This window comes from Paenarthrobacter sp. YJN-D (genome assembly GCF_015040335.1).
Classification (GTDB): domain Bacteria; phylum Actinomycetota; class Actinomycetes; order Actinomycetales; family Micrococcaceae; genus Arthrobacter; species Arthrobacter nicotinovorans.
In genome coordinates this window covers 4,114,900-4,128,685 of the sequence record NZ_CP053549.1, presented here as the reverse complement: position 1 = coordinate 4,128,685, position 13,786 = coordinate 4,114,900, and the positions used below count along the sequence as shown (strand labels likewise).

At 63.9% G+C, this 13,786-nt stretch carries 16 protein-coding genes; 14 read left to right on the top strand and 2 right to left on the bottom strand.

All coding sequences use genetic code 11. The features are described from left to right. Positions 1 to 9 precede the first annotated feature (9 nt). The 11 genes from lipA (at position 10) to HMI60_RS19150 (ending at position 9,600) form a co-directional block, all read left to right on the top strand. On the top strand, positions 10 to 1,017 hold the full coding sequence (lipA, locus tag HMI60_RS19200) for a lipoyl synthase (RefSeq protein WP_193590229.1): 1,008 nt from the start codon (positions 10 to 12) through the stop codon (positions 1,015 to 1,017). A gap of 459 nt (positions 1,018 to 1,476) precedes the next feature. Beyond that, positions 1,477 to 1,932 (top strand): hypothetical protein, encoded by a 456-nt coding sequence (locus HMI60_RS19195; RefSeq protein ID WP_110506142.1) that lies wholly within the window; start codon positions 1,477 to 1,479, stop codon positions 1,930 to 1,932. 97 nt (positions 1,933 to 2,029) lie between these two features. Continuing rightward, positions 2,030 to 2,866 carry a hypothetical protein gene (locus HMI60_RS19190; protein ID WP_193590228.1) on the top strand — a complete coding sequence of 279 codons (837 nt, stop codon included), beginning with the start codon at positions 2,030 to 2,032 and terminating at the stop codon, positions 2,864 to 2,866. A 1-nt stretch (position 2,867) separates the two neighbouring features. After that, positions 2,868 to 3,383: a hypothetical protein gene (locus HMI60_RS19185; RefSeq protein WP_193590227.1), complete on the top strand. Its 516-nt coding sequence runs from the start codon at positions 2,868 to 2,870 to the stop codon at positions 3,381 to 3,383. Beyond that, positions 3,380 to 4,630: a hypothetical protein gene (locus HMI60_RS19180; protein ID WP_227453603.1), complete on the top strand. Its 1,251-nt coding sequence runs from the start codon at positions 3,380 to 3,382 to the stop codon at positions 4,628 to 4,630. Before HMI60_RS19185 ends, HMI60_RS19180 begins: the two co-directional genes overlap by 4 nt. Before the next feature lie 163 nt (positions 4,631 to 4,793). Beyond that, positions 4,794 to 5,858, top strand: a complete 1,065-nt coding sequence (locus tag HMI60_RS19175; protein ID WP_064723910.1) for an FUSC family protein — start codon at positions 4,794 to 4,796, stop codon at positions 5,856 to 5,858. A 97-nt stretch (positions 5,859 to 5,955) separates the two neighbouring features. Further along, the gene (locus HMI60_RS19170; RefSeq protein WP_018779328.1) at positions 5,956 to 6,456 is read left to right on the top strand and encodes a MarR family winged helix-turn-helix transcriptional regulator; all 501 of its coding nucleotides are present in this window, start codon (positions 5,956 to 5,958) and stop codon (positions 6,454 to 6,456) included. Between the two features lie 204 nt (positions 6,457 to 6,660). Next, a complete protein-coding gene (locus HMI60_RS19165) occupies positions 6,661 to 6,954 on the top strand; it encodes a hypothetical protein (RefSeq protein WP_227453602.1) in 294 nt (97 codons plus the stop codon). Next, the gene (locus HMI60_RS19160) at positions 6,951 to 7,871 is read left to right on the top strand and encodes a serine/threonine-protein kinase (protein WP_110506138.1); all 921 of its coding nucleotides are present in this window, start codon (positions 6,951 to 6,953) and stop codon (positions 7,869 to 7,871) included. Before HMI60_RS19165 ends, HMI60_RS19160 begins: the two co-directional genes overlap by 4 nt. A gap of 73 nt (positions 7,872 to 7,944) precedes the next feature. Then, entirely contained in the window at positions 7,945 to 8,205 is a 261-nt protein-coding gene (locus HMI60_RS19155) for a GlsB/YeaQ/YmgE family stress response membrane protein (RefSeq protein ID WP_018779325.1), read from the top strand. A 171-nt stretch (positions 8,206 to 8,376) separates the two neighbouring features. Then, complete coding sequence (locus HMI60_RS19150; RefSeq protein ID WP_193590226.1) at positions 8,377 to 9,600, top strand: hypothetical protein; 1,224 nt, start codon at positions 8,377 to 8,379, stop codon at positions 9,598 to 9,600. Here HMI60_RS19150 and HMI60_RS19145 read toward each other — a convergent pair. Then, positions 9,597 to 10,352 (bottom strand): ZIP family metal transporter, encoded by a 756-nt coding sequence (locus HMI60_RS19145; protein WP_039243375.1) that lies wholly within the window; start codon positions 10,350 to 10,352, stop codon positions 9,597 to 9,599. The two genes, HMI60_RS19150 and HMI60_RS19145, sit on opposite strands and share 4 nt — an antisense overlap. 217 nt (positions 10,353 to 10,569) lie before the next feature. Between HMI60_RS19145 and HMI60_RS19140 the strand changes: the two genes are divergently transcribed. The 3 genes from HMI60_RS19140 to HMI60_RS19130 all read left to right on the top strand — a co-directional run bounded on the left by HMI60_RS19140 (position 10,570) and on the right by HMI60_RS19130 (position 12,449). Next, positions 10,570 to 11,178: a TasA family protein gene (locus HMI60_RS19140; protein ID WP_064723919.1), complete on the top strand. Its 609-nt coding sequence runs from the start codon at positions 10,570 to 10,572 to the stop codon at positions 11,176 to 11,178. A gap of 109 nt (positions 11,179 to 11,287) precedes the next feature. Further along, complete coding sequence (locus tag HMI60_RS19135; RefSeq protein WP_193590225.1) at positions 11,288 to 12,040, top strand: signal peptidase I; 753 nt, start codon at positions 11,288 to 11,290, stop codon at positions 12,038 to 12,040. After that, positions 12,033 to 12,449 carry an Hpt domain-containing protein gene (locus HMI60_RS19130; protein ID WP_055975567.1) on the top strand — a complete coding sequence of 139 codons (417 nt, stop codon included), beginning with the start codon at positions 12,033 to 12,035 and terminating at the stop codon, positions 12,447 to 12,449. The genes HMI60_RS19135 and HMI60_RS19130 overlap by 8 nt, the downstream gene beginning before the upstream one ends. On the opposite strand, the gene HMI60_RS19125 is transcribed toward HMI60_RS19130, so the two are convergent. Next, positions 12,446 to 13,714 (bottom strand): aromatic acid/H+ symport family MFS transporter, encoded by a 1,269-nt coding sequence (locus HMI60_RS19125; RefSeq protein ID WP_079582636.1) that lies wholly within the window; start codon positions 13,712 to 13,714, stop codon positions 12,446 to 12,448. The genes HMI60_RS19130 and HMI60_RS19125 overlap by 4 nt on opposite strands. Positions 13,715 to 13,786 lie beyond the last annotated feature (72 nt).

The following is a 13,786-nucleotide window of genomic DNA, read 5'->3' as shown; positions in this document are numbered from 1 at the left end:
AGGAACCCCATGACACTCGCACCTGAAGGCCGTAAGTTGCTGCGCGTTGAGCAGGGTAATTCTGCGGTACCGGTTGAACGTAAGCCTGAGTGGATCAAGGCCAAGGTCCAGATGGGACCTGAGTTTGTCCAGCTCAAGAACCTGGTGAAGAAGGAAGGCCTGCACACAGTCTGTGAAGAGGCCGGCTGCCCGAACATTTTCGAGTGCTGGGAAGACAAGGAAGCGACGTTCCTGATCGGCGGGTCCGAGTGCACCCGGCGCTGTGATTTCTGCCAGATCGACACCGGCAAGCCCTCCCCGGTTGACATGTTCGAACCCACCAAGGTGGCCCGGAGTGTCCAGGCGATGCAGTTGCGCTACGCCACCGTGACCGGGGTGGCCCGTGATGACCTGGCCGATGAGGGTGTCTGGTTGTACGCCGAAACGGTCCGGAAGATCCATGAACTGAACCCGGGCACCGGGGTGGAGTTGCTGATCCCGGACTTCTCCGGCAAGCCTGAGCACATCGCGGCGATCTGTGATTCCAAGCCCGAGGTGTTCGCCCACAACGTCGAGACCGTGCCGAGGATTTTCAAGCGGATCCGTCCGGCGTTCCGGTACGAGAGGTCCCTGGATGTCATCACCCAGGGCCGGGATCTGGGCATGGTGACCAAGTCGAACCTGATCCTGGGCATGGGCGAGACCCGGGAGGAAATCTCCGAGGCCCTGCGCGACCTGCACCAGGCCGGTTGTGACCTGATCACGATCACCCAGTACCTTCGCCCGTCCGAACGGCACTTGCCGGTGGACCGGTGGGTCAAGCCGCAGGAATTCGTGGACCTCCAGCACGAAGCCGAAGAGATCGGCTTCCTCGGCGTCATGTCCGGGCCGTTGGTGCGGTCCTCGTACCGGGCCGGGCGTTTGTGGGCCACCGCGATGCGGAAGAAGGGCTGGGAAATCCCCGAAGCCCTGGCACACATCGAGTCCTCCGGCACCACCCGCCAGGAAGCCTCCACCATCCTCGCCGCCCACGGCTAGCCCAAAACAGATGCACGACGGCGGTCGGGCCACCTTCTGAAGGTGACCTGGCCGCCGTCGGGGGTTAAAGGAGCACGCCGGAAGCTTCGAACACCAGCGCATTTTTTGCTCAAGATGGGCACAAGATTGCCGCATCAACGTCGTAGCGCCGTCTTCGGCCGCCGCCAGGGAAGTGTCCATTCCTTGGACAGTCTGGGAGAAGGCGAGTACTTCGGGCCCTGACAGGGCTGGAATGACGACCAGCCCGCCAAGTAGTCCGGGCGGAGAACGCGAGTACTTGCGTCACGCATGCGGGTATTTCCCAGCCTTTGTTCGAAGAAAAAATGGGGTAGCCGGAATCGTAGCCACACGACTTGCCATGGCTGAAACATTGGCTGCATCGCTTCATCCGCCAGCAAAGGCCGGATGCTGGGGGTTGCGCTGCGGCTCCCCGGACCAGATCAACCAAGGAGTCACATCATGCGCAAGCTTTCCAAGAAGAGCCGGATCACCGCCGCTGTTGCGGGCGTCGCACTGGTAGCAGTCGGCGGCGGCGCCGCCTACGCCTACTGGACCACCACTGGTTCCGGCAGTGGCAATGCCACCAACTCCGCCGGCGGCGGAACGGTCACCCTCCACGCCACCTTCGCTGGCGGCCTTGCTCCGGGCAACTCCGTCCCGGTGAGCTACACGGCCGACAACTCCACCACGTCAGGCACGGTGGTTGGAGCGTTGAGCGCGAACGTGACCACCAATGTGGCCGGCTGTCTGCCGGCTTGGTTCGAAGTCACCGCAGTCACCTCGAACAGCCCGGTGGCAGCCAACAGCACCGGCACGTCCGTTGGCTCCGGAACGCTGAAGTTCAACGACAGCACCACCGTCAACCAGGACGCCTGCAAGGCGGCCATCGTGACGGTCAACGTCGGCAGCCTGTAAGACCTCGACGCCGGGGCCGGCCAGTTAGGCGGGCTCCGGCTCAGCCGTTTCGGCCCCTCCACCACCGCACCCAAGCCGACGTCCGAAAAGAGCTTCTATGGACCACCGCCCAGAGCGCACCGCACCGTTACATCGAGGTGGGGTCCTGCGTGCGATTCTGCTGGCCGTATTGGTGGCCATCCTGCCAACCGCAGCCCTTGCTGCCAGCAACGGCCAAGGGAACGCTGCGAAGGCCCCGGCGGGCATCACGGTGGCGTTGTCTCCTTCCAGCCGCACGGTTGACCAGGGCCAGTCCACCACGTTCACCGTGTCGGCGACGTCGACCGGGGGCTTTGCGGGACAGTTGACCTTCACGACCAGCGGGCTGCCGGCTGGCGCAAGTGCCAGCTTCACGCCGTCGTCGGTTAACCTCACTGCCGGCGGCACCGTCCAGACGACCCTGACGGTTGGAACCGCCACCACAACAGCGGCGGCGAAGACCGATTTCTCGGTCAAGGCGGGCAGCGGGGCCATCGTGTCGAACGCGGCTCCGGGCCAGTTGCAGGTCCTCGAAGTCAAGCGGTCGTTCGGCGTATCCGGTTCCGTGAATGGCTTGCTCGCACCGGGTGTCTCACGGTCGTTGGAACTGCAGATCTCCAATCCCGGCAACAAGAGCATCGCCGTGACCAACCTTTCCGTATCCATCACCCAGGTGGTCCGGACTCCGGCGGCCATTGCGAAGAACCTCCCCTGCACCACCGCTGACTACAAACTCACCCAATACTCCGGCGCGTATCCGTTGACCGTGGAGCCCGGCGTCCGGGCATTGTCGGCGCTGGGCGTCCCGGAGTCGGCCTGGCCCCGGATCACGATGCACGACACGGCCCAACTCCAGGACGGCTGCAAAGGCGCCACCCTCCAGCTCACGTACTCCGGCACGGGACAAGGCAACTGACATGAAGACCACAGCCCGGACACCCCGCACCCCCGTCCCAGGCCGGCTGGCAAGAACCACTGCAGCCACTGTCGCCCTGTGCGTGCTCGGCGGAGCGGGATCGGCCTACGCGTACTGGAGCGCCACAGGCCTCGGGAACGGATCATCAGTAAACGGAACAATGCAGAACGTCACGGTGGACGCACTCGTCCCGGGCGACACCCTGCAAAGCAGCCTGGTTCCCGGGGGGACGGCCGACGTCCTCCTCCGGGCCACGAACCCCAACCCTCACCCCGTCACCATTTACGGAATTGCCGCCAACGGACCCATTTCCGCGGACACTTCCCATAACGGGTGCACAACCACCGGAGTGACTTTCACACCTCCCGCCGCACCACTCAACCCGCCGATCACCATCGCCGCGAACACCTCCATCCTGGTGACGCTGCAAGGGGCAGCCAGCATGGGAGCCACCTCAGTCTCCGCCTGCCAGGGCGCCCAATTCGCCATCCCCGTGACGCTGGAGGTACGGAAGTGAGCCAGGACCGTCAGGTGTCGAGCATCAGCATGGGGCGATGGAACCGCATCATGGTTATTGCGTTGGGCATTCTCCTTCTTTCCTGCGCAGGGCCCGCTGCCAGCGCGTTCTGGGGTTCCGTCAGCAGCGGTTTCGGAGCCGCGAAGGCCGATTCCGTAGCCCAGGGCGCCAAGCCGGGCACCAGCGTGTCCGGTACCACCGTTACGGTCAACTGGGCAGCCAGTACGACGGCGGGGGGCCGGCCCGTGACCGGCTACAGCATCGCCCGCTACAGCTCGGCCGCCGGCGGCACGCGCGTGGCCGCAACCGGCACCTGCCAAGGCCCGGTTGCGGGCCTTTCGTGTGCCGAGGCCAACGTCCCGGCAGGAACCTGGTACTACACCGTGACGCCCTTGTTGTCCCTTTGGCAGGGCACCGAAAGCATCCGCAGCACCGGTACTACTCCGGTCACGGATACCACAGCGCCCAACGCGCCGGTTGTGAACGCACCGGCAGTGGTCAACGCAGCCCTCGCAGACAAGGTGCCGGTCAGCGGCACGGCGGAAGCCAACTCATCGCTCGTCCTCACTGTGACAGGTGCGGGTGCGCAACCGGTAACCCAGTCGATGGTTGTCGACAGCGCCGGGAATTGGACAGCCTTGCCCGTTGATGTTCGGAACTTCACGGACGGCACCATCAGCTACTCCGCCAAGGCTACGGATGCGGCCGGGAACACCAGTGCCGCAGGGACGGCGACCTCATCCAAGGATGCAACGGCTCCGACGGTGACGAATGTACAGCTTGGCAACGGTGGTGTCGCCAACAAGCTCGACAAGGGCGACACAGTGACCCTGACGTTTTCCGAGGCGCTCAAGGCCAGCACGATCTGCAGTATATGGACCAACAACACCACTACGCAGACCATTAACGGCAATGGGCAGGTGACAGTCAGCGTGACTGCACTGGATACGCTTACGGTTACCACCAGTGTTTGCGCCATCAACCTGGGCAGCGTTGCACTGGGAGCTGATTACACGTCGACGGCCCTGACCTTGAACGGCAATGGCAATGGCAACGTCTCGTCCCTGGCTTGGAACCCCACAGCCAAGACCCTCACGATCACCCTTGGCACCGGAGGTACCGGCGACAAGACAATTCCCACGGATCCGGCGGTGTTCCCCACGTACAACCCCGCCGCTGGACTCACGGATATCGCCGGCAACAAATTGGACACCGCCCCGGTCTCGGGAGGAGCCGCCCGCTTCTGAAGCGGCCGCTTCCAAACCGGGGCGATCCCGCCAGCATCCAGGTGATGAGCCCCACAAACTGCACTCGATCCCGCAGTAGCCCAGCAACCGGAGCGTAACCTTGAGAGCGGACGTCAGTGCCGCCGTCGTACGTTTGATCCTGCGACGAAAGGCGAGCCGCCCCTTGAAGGCTGTAGCGGAAATGTTCACGATGGGTCCTGGCAACAAGGACCACCATCCCGCCCTCCGCTGCGCAGTTGGTGTGTTCGTTCCGCTGATCACGTTGACGTTGATAGGCCGACTGGATCTGGCGGTGTTTGCTTCGTTTGGAGCCTTCACGGGGATCTACGGACGCAACGAACCCCATAGCGTCCGTTTCAGGAGCCAGTTGCGCGCCGGCGGCTTCATGCTTTTCATCATTCTCCTGGCCACATTGTTAGCCCGTTTCGCCCATGCCTTGGGCATTGAAGGCGCTGAATATTCCTGGCTTTTGACCGCTGCCACTACGGTCGTGGCCGGCGTTTGCTCGGTGGTGGTTGCTGCGTGGCGGCTGCGGCCCGGTGGCTCCTTGTTTCATATTTTTGCTTTTGCTGCCATTGCGTCGATCGCAGCCCAACCGCCCCTGTGGGAAGCCCTCCTGGTGGCTGTCGGGACCACGGTTTTCTGCCTCTTGATCGGCATGTCGGCTCGTGTGCTCAAAAGCCACAGAACGCCGTGGAAACGCCCTCCGCGCATCCGGCACACCCCGGCTGAGCGCCGGGCGATCTGGCTGGAGGGTGGCGGCTACCTGGTCGCTGCCGGCCTGGCGGGAACCATCGCCACGTTGGTGGGGGAGCGGCTTGGCTTCGGGCACACCTACTGGGCGATGGTTGCGGCGGTTGTTCCCCTCGTCGGGCATTCAACGCGCCACAGGGTCAGTCGAGGCATCCAAAGAATCGCCGGAACAGTGCTGGGCCTGGTGCTGCTGGCGGGCATTCTGTGGCTCAACCCTGCACCGTGGGCGATGGTCCTGGTGATCGCTGCGTGCCAGTTCGGTGCTGAGATGTTTATCGCCCGGCAGTACCTGGTGGCGCAGGTTTTCGTGACGCCGCTCGCCTTGATCGCAACGCTTCTTGCAGCGCCTGTCGATCCTGGTTTGCTGCTTCGGGACCGCATCGTCGAGACGGTTATTGGTGCCGCCGTCGGCGTTGCCGTCGTGGTGGCTCCAGCTCTCTGGCGGCGCGTGCGGACGCTTCGGCGGGCAGCCTGAGCGTGCCGTCCTGACCGCCTGGTCAGCAAAGGAGCGGTAAATCGCCTAGTATCGATTGGTTAGACAAGCGAGATACATGTCTACCAAAGGACTGGTGATGAGCGACAAAAGTGAACGTCAGGGCTATTGGTACGGGCTGGAGAGCCGCAAGCAGATGGGCGCCGTGGATGTCCTGAATGCACTCAGGGACTACCGTGCCGCCGAAGCGGATATGCGCCGACGTACCCGCGCTTCCATGGGGATGGGCGAAACCGATCTTCTTGCCTTGCGGTACTTGCTTGAAGCCGAACGCGCAGGCCGTGAGGTCGGGCCCAAGGAGTTGGCTGTCCGCCTGGGCGTGACGTCGGCTTCCATGACGTCCCTGGTCGATCGGCTCGTGAGGTCCGGCTATGTCACGAGGGAGCCGCATCCGACTGACCGGCGTGCGCTCATCCTGCGCCCCACCCCCGGCTCGGATCAGGAGGTGCGCAGCACCCTGGGTGATATGCACGCCCGGATGATGGAAGCGGCCGAAACCCTGAGCAGCGAGGACTCCGCTGTGGTGGTCGAGTTCCTTCGGCGCATGCGAAAGGCGATCGACGGGATCGCGGCCTCCTGAAGTCCTGAGTGACCGCATCCTGACTGGACATAATTCATAAGTACACATATAACTAGATAGCCAAGCTACTTACTAGGGAATGTGTGGGAGAGAACGATGACAGTCGCGCTGCGTGAACCAAGCTCCACACCAGTGGCTGAAAATACCGTGGAAGTTCTCACGGAACAGGTAATTCCCATGGGTCCCGTGCACTGTGGGTCACACATGGCCATCTCCGCCGGCCCGGCCTACGACGCCATGAAGTGGGTCTCCGTGGAGCCCATCTGGCCCGAGTGGGCCTGCGGATGCGGATTCCGGATGGACATCGACGCCCTCGATCCCGTGAGCTCCGTATGGATCGCTGCCCTTCGCAGGCAGAGTCTCCAGCACGAACTGGCGATCTCGCAGAACACCCTGGCGCTCGCCTTCAAAAAAGCTGTTGACGCCGGAGTCAACCCCCATGCCCTCGCCGAAGTGGCCGGAGTGCCTGCGGCCGAGATCGAAACCCTCCTCGGGTGACCACGCTCGACGTTGCGGCTGTCCGCGCCGATCGCGGAGCCGCAAGTGCATGCGGCGTGCCCCGGGACCTTACGTCCCAGGACAGCGTGGCCCAAGACAGCGTTCACCGGGATCGGGTCATCGCCGGCCGGTACCGCCTCGCAGGACCCTTGGGCGGCGGCTCGGAAGCCAACGTCCAAAAGGCATTCGACCTCCACAGTGGCGACGCTGTGGCAGTCAAGATTTTCAGGTGTTCCGACGCCGCCAACGACGCCCCCTTCCGTCGGGAAGTGGACATCCACGGCCGGTTGCGGCACAAGAACATCGTCCGGGTCCTCGGTTCCGGAACTACCGGGCGCCAGGAAGGCGGAGAAATCCGGAATTTCCTGGTGATGGAGCTGGTGGAAGGAATGGATCTGCGGACCCTCCTTCATCATCAGCCGGCTTCGCCCCGCGAGACGGCCGAGTGGGTGAGCGGAATTGCGCGTGCCTTGACGTACATCCACCGCAGGGGCATCGTCCACAACGACATCAAGCCCGGCAACATCCTGGTCAACCTCGCAGCAGACCCGGGTGGCCCCGGGGTAGCACAATTGACCGACTTTGGAATTGCCCTCACCGGCGGGACCGCCACACCGGGCTCGTCCTCGGGCACTCCGCATTACCTCAGTCCTGAAGAGGTGCGTGGCGAAAATTCCACAACCGCCAGCGATGTCTACTCGCTCGGTCTCGTTGCTCTTGAGTGCTTGACCGGAACGAAGGCATTTCCTGGCCCTCCCCTCGAGTCCATGGTTGCCAGGACTCTGGGGGAACCCCGAATTCCCGGCACGGTCCGGCGGCGCTGGTCCATGGTGCTTCATGCCATGACAGACCCCGACCCTGCCGGCAGGCCGTCTGCCAGCCAAGTCGTCGGAATGTTCCGACGACTCAGCCGGTAGCCAACAATCAGGTCAATAGCGGCATACGTTCCTATGCCGGACTAGGACCTCTTCACGAAAGAGAGAATGAAAAATGGGATTCATCGGTTGGATTGTTTTGGGTTTGATCGCCGGCGCCATTGCCAAGGCCATTAAGCCCGGCCACCAGGGCGGCGGCTGGATCGCCACCCTGCTGCTCGGCATCGTCGGTGCCGTCCTCGGCGGTTGGATCGGCAGCGCGCTCTTCAACGTCGGTATAAACGAGTTCTGGTCGATTTCCACCTGGCTCCTCGCCATTGGCGGTGCTCTGCTGGTCCTGATCATCTGGGGTCTGCTGACCCGCAAGAAGGCCTAGCGTTTCACGAAGGCCCTGTCCCCGCGGTTAATGCCGGGAGGACAGGGCTTTTTCGCGTCTGTGGGCGGCTTTTCCGGTCACAATTTCCCCGTACGACAGCGACTGCGGGCGGCATCATCAGTTCCGTTACGCTGCTCGGAGCCACCACACTCCGTACGCCAAGGGTCACCAATGACGCACTCTTCAGCTGCCACGTCCACCACCACGACGCCGCCCCAGCCGGCGCTGGGGTCCAGTGCCGCCGGTACGGCATTGGGCGCATTCGGCATGGCGGCTGCGGTAGGGCTGTTGTCCCTCCTCCTGCACGTCGCGGGAGAGGTTTCGCCCAGGGTTGGCCCGTCGTTCGAAGTATGGGCCGGTGACGCCAACGACTCCCCGGTTTCCGGCCTGCGGTGGTTCCTCGGCGACATGACTGAGCCCCTTTTCTACAAGGCGGATCTGGCGGCGCTGGGATTGCTGGCGGGTGCATTCCTGGCCTGGCGCGTTGCCCGTGGCGGCAAGGCCTGGGCCGGCTCGCTTGCCTACGGCAGCGGGCTTTGGGCGTGGGTGCTGGCGTCGGCGTCGTTGAGCCTGCTGTTGTCCAACCTGGCGTTCGGATGGATGCTCGACGACGGGTGGCAGCCAACGTTCGTGCCTTTCGTCTGCGCCGCGCCCGCCATGGTTCTGCTCTACGGTGCAGGATGGCGGACATGCGTCACCGGAGCCGTCCTCGGAGCAGCGACCGTGACGCCCTTGGCTCTGCTCTTCATCCCGACAGTTGCTGCCCCCTTGGGCTTGCCGCCCGTCGTCGGAAGCGTCCTGGCGATGGCGGTCGGTTCCGCCATCACATTCTCTATTGCACGCCGCCTGCCGTGGCTTGTCCTGCGGAAGCCGAACCCGTCCACGCCAAGCCTTCACCCGGCGTCAGGGGTTGGGCAGAGCTTCCGACAGGATGCTAACCGGGCCGCACGCCGGGTGCTCAAGGACTTCAGTGAAACGCACTTTTTCGCCAACGAAGCCGCCAGCCTGGGGATGATCCTGGGGGTCTCCGTGGCCTTCGTGATGAACCCCGGCTTGCCGTCATATGGTTCGGCCCTGCTTCCCAAGATCCTGTTCGCCCAGGCCCTGACATCAGCTGTCGGCGTGGTTCTGTGGCGGCGCTGGTACCGGGAGGAAGGGTGGGCGGCCACGTATGCATCCGTGGTGTCTGTTGCACCCGCCGCCGTCCTGGCCTCCGGAGGTTCCTGGATGGGGATCGTCGGCGGGGCGGTACTCGGCGCCGTTCTGGCACCGCCCCTCGCCCGCGCCATTTCCGGTTGGCTGCCGTCCGGTTTCCATCCGGTGATCGGCAACACTGCCGCCATGGCACTTTCGACGGCGGTTGCCTTGCCTGTGCTGGGACTGCTGGGCCCCTAGCCTCCCACGTGATGGATGGTGAAGGCGCTGAGGAAGCCGACGGCGGCCGTCAGGCCCGTGAGGTTGTGGTGCTCTTCGAAGGCCTCGGGAATCATGGTGTCGGCCAGCATGGCCAGGATCCCTCCGGCGGCAATGGCCGTGATGAAGGCGATGACCGAGTCGGGTGCGTTTTCCAAGGCCGTGAAGCCAACAAGGGCCGCAATCCCGCTGAACACGGCGATGCCCACCCACGTGCCAAAGACGTAGGCAGGGCTGCGTCCTGATTTCTTCATTCCGGCCGTGCTGGAGAGTCCCTCCGGAACGTTCGAGATGAAAACGGCGGCGAGCATGGCCGGGCTGATGGCTCCGCCGGCCAGGAGTCCTACCCCGAGGACCACCGATTCGGGGATGCCGTCGATGAGGGCGCCTATGGCAATGGCCGTGCCGCTTCCGGGAGAGTCCTTTTCCGAGGGCTGGGCGCCGCCGGAGCGTTTACGATGCTTGGCACCGGCGCGTGAGAGGAGGACATTGGAGCCCACGAAGATCAGTGCCCCCAGCAGGAAGCCCAGTACGGTGGGCAGCAGTCCGCCGCCTTGCACGGCTTCGTCTACCAGTTCGAACGCCAGTGCCGAGATCAAGACACCGGCGCCAAAGGCCATCACCGTGGAGACGACCTTGGCGGGCACCTTCCACATCCACGCGATCCCCGCGCCGAGAACCAAAGCGCCTCCGGCCAGCGTTCCCCAGAGCAAGGCCTGCAACCACATCGGCATACGTTTTGCCCTTTCATCGGCTGATCAGGTGCACCCAAGAGTGTTTCACACGGTGCTGGTGGTGCTGCGGTTTTCTTGAGGGTTTCCTGAGGAAGTGTTGTGGGTTTGCAGGATTGGTTCTTGATCCAGGCCCGGCAAAGTATTTCTTGTCAGCCACACAGGCTGAAGAAACGGCCGGCCGGTCTCACGGTGGCCACACGAAAGGACACTGATCCCCATGGCCATCAGCCTCAAAACCACCTCCGGCAAAATCCTCGCCTCCGTCGCACTGGTCGGCACCGCAGCCGCCGTCGCCGGCATGGGAACCTACGGCGCATTCACCTCCTCCACCTCCGCCTCCCAAGCCGTCACCGCAGGCACCGTCACCATCGCCCTGGGCGCCCCCGGACCAGCCAACACCCTCAACGTCCCCATCGCCGGCCTGCTGCCCGGAGACAAAGTCGAAAAACTCGTCACCCTGGCCAACACCGGCAACTCCGACCTGAACAACGTCACCCTCACCACCTCCGCCGGCGCCACCGCCTCCCTCCTCACCACCGACACCACCAACGGCCTGCAACTGACCATCGAAAACTGCTCCACCCCCTGGACCGGCACCGCCGCCCCCTACACCTGCGCCGGCACCAAAACCACCGTCCTGGCCAACGGCCCCGTCATCGCAGCGAACAAGGTCCTCAACAACCTCACCTCCCTGACCTCAGCCAAGACCGACAACCTCAAAGTCACCACCGCGTTCCCCACCACCGCGGACAACACCTTCCAAGGCGCCACCTCCACCATCGCCTTCGCCTTCACCGGCACCCAACGCACCGAAACCACCAAATAAACCACCCCAAACCCCGCCGGGCCTGGTCGGGCGCCCCCCTGCCCGATCAGGTCCGCCGGTGCAGCACCAACTGAACAATTTGCCCACTGAACGAAAGGAACGCCAGGACATGAGCACCATCGAGACCCTCAACGGACCAGCACTCCATGGCCGGCGTTCCGCTGCGAACGTCCCGGCTTCCAGGGCCGCTGCCTCGCAGCCGGCCGCCGTCGCCGTCGTCGAAACTGCAGCCGTCGAATCTGCTGCCGTCGAAACTGTCGTCGAGACCCGGGCTGAAGCCCCTGCCCCCAAAAGTGCCATCCGCCGCGTTACCGGCACCGTGGCCAAGGTGATTGCCGTGGCCTTGCTGGTCCTTGGCACGCTGGTGTTCCTGTTCCTCGCGATCGGGCCACGCGTTCTTGGCTACCAGACCTCCACCATGCTGACCGGTTCCATGGCTCCCCTGATCAACCCCGGTGACGTGGTGGTGACCGTGCCGACGCCCATCGAGGACGTCAAAGTGGGCGACATCATCACCTACCACATTCCGGTGGAAGACCAGCGGGTGGAAACCCACCGCATCACCGAAATCACCACCACGGCGGACGGCGGGGTAGCTGTCCAGACGAAGGGCGACGCCAACAACGGCATCGATCCCTGGATCGCCACTCTTCAAGGCAAAACCGTGGACAAGCAGGTCGCCACCATCCCCTATGTCGGCAACGCGATCAGGGCCATCCGGGAACCGATGGTCCTTAACACCTTGATGTACGGCGCACCAGCCATCCTGGTCATCGGGATGCTGGCCTCCATCTGGACGAAAGACCCCAGCAAGTCGGCGCCGGAAGGCGTCGCACAGCCCCAGGCAGCAAGCGGTGAGTGACCGGGCGGCACCCCACCCGGGGTCGAGTCCGCTGGAACCTTGCAAGCTGCAAGCGCTGGCCGAGGAGTTGGGCGACTCCCGGCTGGCGCTGCGTTTCCTCTCCACGTACCTCACCATGCTGCCCGAAAGGATCCTCAGGCTTTCCAACGGACTGTGCGGGCACGACCTCGACGCCAGCATGGACGCGGTCCTTAGCCTCAAGATCTCCTCGGCCATGGTGGGCGCGGTGGAAACTGAAAGCCAGTGCCGGGCCATCGAAATGATGATTCGTGAGGATCATTTCGACTCGGCGGTAGCGGCGCTCCCGGAGCTGAGGAAGTCCAGCGACCGCTGCTTCGACGCCGTGCCCCAGTTGCTGGGTACCACGGAGTCCCTCCACCGGAGTCCTTGGAATCCAAGGATCGCTTAGTGGTCGGCCGTGACGGTTTCCTCGCTGTTTTTCACCTCATGCGGGACCAGGACCAGCGCCACGACAGCCAGCACGCCGGCGGCGGCAAACACGTAGAAGCCCGCCGGGTACGCGATGTTGGCCGCAACTAGGGTTCCCGTCACGGCTGGGCCGACAATGGCACCAAGCCGGCCCACTCCGGCAGCGAAGCCGAGGGCCGTTCCGCGGAGCCGTGGCGGGAACAACTGGCTCACCCAGGCGTAGACCAGCACCTGTGAACTGAACACGAAGATGCCCGTAACGAACACGGCGGCGTTGAGCAGGAATTCGTTCTGGATTTTGACGCTCAGGATGGCCAGGAAGACAGCTGACAGCCCAAACCAGAGCAGCACGATTTTCTTGGTCCCGTGCTTGTCGGCCAGGACCCCGGCCAGGAACAGCCCGGCGACAGCCCCGAGGTTCAGGACGAGCAGCAGTGTCAGGCCCGTGCTGACCGGATATCCGGCGGCAGCCATGAGCTGGGGCAGCCAGGTGTTGAGGCCGTAAACCAGCAGCAATCCCATGAATGACGCCACGCCAATTCCCAGGGCGACTACCGGATACGGCTTTTGGAGCAGGTCCCGGAAACCGTTCTTCGCTGCGGGATTTGCGGAACGCGCGACGCCGGCTGCGGGCTTGGGCGCCCCACTCGCCTGGGCCGGGGCTGCGTCAGGCAGCGACTCGGGAAGCTTCGCCCACAGGAAGGGCAGGAGCACCAGCCCGGCGACTCCACCAATGATGAACATGAGACGCCAGTTCGGAACGATGATGATGGCCAGCAGCGCGGTGGCCACGGCGCCCACGTGGTATCCGGTCATGGTCCTGGTGGTGGATTTTCCTGCCGTACCGGAAGGGGCGTAGTCGTTCATGTACGCCAGGGCTGCAGGCAGGCACGCACCAAGGCCGAGGCCTGCAAGGAGACGCATCGCCGAGAAAACCGCCACATTGGGGGCGAACGCCACGGCGATGGTGAAAACCGAGAAGCCCGCCACGCAGGCGATCAGCAGCCTGCGGCGACCGAACTTGTCCGAGAGCGGTGCAATGAAGAGCGCTCCCAAGCCAACGCCGACCAGGGAGATGGTGGCTGCGAACGTGGCTCCCACGGCGTCAAAACCTAGTTCCCCGGTCTTGATCAGTGTTGGGATAACGGTCCCGAGGACCACAAGGTCGAAACCGTCCAGGACCATGGCCAGCCAGCAAAGCCACACGGGCCATTGGGAGCGGCGGGCAGATGACATCGTTGGCATAGCGTCCTCGTTGCTAGGGTTCCGGTCGCCTGAACGTCCGGTTAGTTACGAGAGTTGTATCACCACTCTTTG